Origin of the sequence: Saccharopolyspora sp., from assembly GCF_017434145.1 — a bacterium.
GTDB lineage: Bacteria > Actinomycetota > Actinomycetes > Mycobacteriales > Pseudonocardiaceae > Saccharopolyspora_C > Saccharopolyspora_C galaxeae.
Genome location: NZ_JAFRFW010000202.1, coordinates 1 through 2,547, shown reverse-complemented (window position 1 = coordinate 2,547; position 2,547 = coordinate 1). Strand labels below are relative to the sequence as shown.

Here is a 2,547-nt window from a genome sequence, read left to right as displayed (position 1 = left end):
CGCCCGTCCGACCGTGGTCCGGCCGGGGCTCCCTTCCCCGACCGCCCGCCGACGACCGCCGCGAAGGCCCGATCACGGCCGGTCGTTCACCCCGGCGCAGCGGCGGGCGGCTACCGGGATCCGATCCCGGAGGAGCCCGCCTGCGATGGACCTCGCCGCTGTTGCACTCCACCACCCGGCCGGGAGCACCCGGACGGGCCGCCGATGACCGCCCACCCAGCGCCGGAGCGCCGGTCAACCTGGTCGATCAACCGGGCCACCGGCCCGCCCACGTCTTCGAGCGAGCACCCGAAGAGCCGGTCGAGGCGGCGGGGAGCAATCGTTTCAGCGGGGAATGACACTGCTGTGATTACACCGTTGTAGCTCCATGCGGTCAAGCGGAGACAACCCGTAGAGGGACGCCGCCAGAGCCCCGCATGACGCAGCGGCACCGGCCGAACGGACTCGGTCCGCTGCTCCGAACGGCGGTGCTGATCATCGGTGATCAAGGCATATCACCCCATCGCTCACCGCGCGCGGTGAGCGGTGTGGACACTGGGAGACGTGAACAAGCGTGTGAGTCCCCTGTTCCTGGCGTTGCTCGGTGCCACGGTCGCGGGAGGTGTGCTCGCCACCGTGGACAACACCGTCGCCCGCGTGACGGGCATCGTGCTGATCGTCCTCGGCGGCTGGGCCACCTCGTTGTGCCTGCACGAGTTCGGGCACGCCATCACCGCCTACCGCGGCGGCGATCTCGCGGTCCGCGCGAAGGGTTATCTGACGCTGGACCCGCGGCATTACACCGACCCGGTGGTGAGCATCGTGCTGCCGCTGCTGTTCGTCATCGCAGGCGGCATCCCGCTGCCCGGCGGTGCGGTGTGGATCAACCACCAGGCGCTTCGGACCCGCCGGGACGAGTCGATGGTCTCGTTGGCCGGGCCGTTCACGAACCTCGCGATCGGGCTGCTGCTGACGCTGTCGGTGGCGGTGTTCCCGATGCCGATCGGGCTTTCCAGCGGGCTGTCCTACCTGGCGTTCCTGCAGGTGATCGCGTTCGTGCTGAACATCCTGCCGATCCCGGGGCTGGACGGGTACGGCGCGCTGGAGCCGTGGCTGTCCGGCCGCGCCCGCGAGCTGGGCGAGAAGGCGCGGCCGTGGGCGCCGCTGGCGCTGTTCGTGCTGCTGTTCGCGGTGCGGCCGGTGGGGCAGGCGTTCTTCGGACTCGCCTACTTCGTGTTCGCGCTGGTCGGCGGCAGCCAGACGCACGCCTTCCTCGGCCAGGAGGCGTTCCGCTTCTGGGAGTTCTGAGCCCCGGAGCGGGCCCGCTGGGCCGGCGAGCCGTTCACTCCGCAAGATCCGCCCGGATCGGGGGAAGGCGCCGGCGCGTCGGCAGCGGGCGGAAACGGAGCGCGGGAACGGCGCGGGGTCGGCCACGTGCGAGGATCGGAGCGTGAAGGTCGTAGCACTGGTCGGCGGGGTCGGCGGCGCCCGGTTCCTGCTGGGTATCAAGGCGGCGCTGGGCATGCCCGCGCTGGGCGAGCAGGAATCCCCGCACGAGGTGACCGCCGTGGTCAACATCGGCGACGACGTGTGGATGCACGGGCTGCGGGTCTGCCCGGACCTGGACACCTGCATGTACACGCTCGGCGACGGCATCGACACCGCGAAGGGCTGGGGCCGGGTCGACGAGACGTGGTCGGTGAAGGAAGAGCTCGCCGCCTACGGCGCGGAGCCGAGCTGGTTCGGGCTCGGTGACCGGGACATCGCCACGCACCTGATCCGCTCCCGGATGCTGCGCGCCGGGTATCCGCTCTCGGCGGTGACCGAGGCGCTGTGCGACCGCTGGCGGCCGGGGGTGCGGCTGCTGCCGGTCTCCGACGACCGGGTGGAGACGCACGTCGCGATCGAGGATCCGACGACGGGCGAACCGGCCGCGGTGCATTTCCAGGAGTGGTGGGTGCGCCACCGCGCGGAGCCCGCGGCCAGCGCGATCGTGCCGGTAGGCGCCGAGGAGGCCGAGCCCGCACCGGGCGTGGCCGAAGCGATCCACGAGGCCGATGTGGTGCTGGTGGCACCGTCGAATCCGGTGGTCAGCGTGGGGACGCTGCTGGCGGTGCCCGGGTTCCGCAAGGCGCTGCGCGAGACGAAGGCGCCGGTGGTGGGGCTCTCGCCGATCATCGGCGGCAAGCCGCTGCGCGGGATGGCCGACGCCTGCCTGAGCGCGATCGGGGTGGAGACCTCGGCCGAGGCGGTGGGCAGGCACTACGGCGCCCGCTCCGCGGACGGCATCCTGGACGCGTGGCTGGTGCACACCGGTGACTCCGCGGACGTGCCGGGTGCGACGGTGCGCGACGTGCCGCTGCTGATGTCCGACGTGAACGCGTCCGCGGACATGGCGCGGGCGGCGTTCGATGTGGCCGGGCTGGCCGCGCCGGAGGGAGCAGCATGACCGATCACGCGGCGACCGGCGGGTTGCGGCTGTTCGCGGTGCCCGGGCTGCCGGAGTTCGGCCCCGGCGACGACGTGGCGGCGTCCATCGCGGCGACCGCCCCGTGGCTGTCCGACGGG

The 2,547-nt window shown here is 72.4% G+C and carries 2 protein-coding genes; both read left to right on the top strand.

All coding sequences use genetic code 11. From position 1 onward, the window contains the following. Positions 1–543: 543 nt before the first annotated feature. Positions 544–1,287: a site-2 protease family protein gene (locus IJH84_RS05615; RefSeq protein WP_295141106.1), complete on the top strand. Its 744-nt coding sequence runs from the start codon at positions 544–546 to the stop codon at positions 1,285–1,287. Positions 1,288–1,429: 142 nt separating this feature from the next. Beyond that, positions 1,430–2,428, top strand: a complete 999-nt coding sequence (gene cofD, locus IJH84_RS05610; protein ID WP_200073525.1) for a 2-phospho-L-lactate transferase — start codon at positions 1,430–1,432, stop codon at positions 2,426–2,428. Positions 2,429–2,547 lie beyond the last annotated feature (119 nt).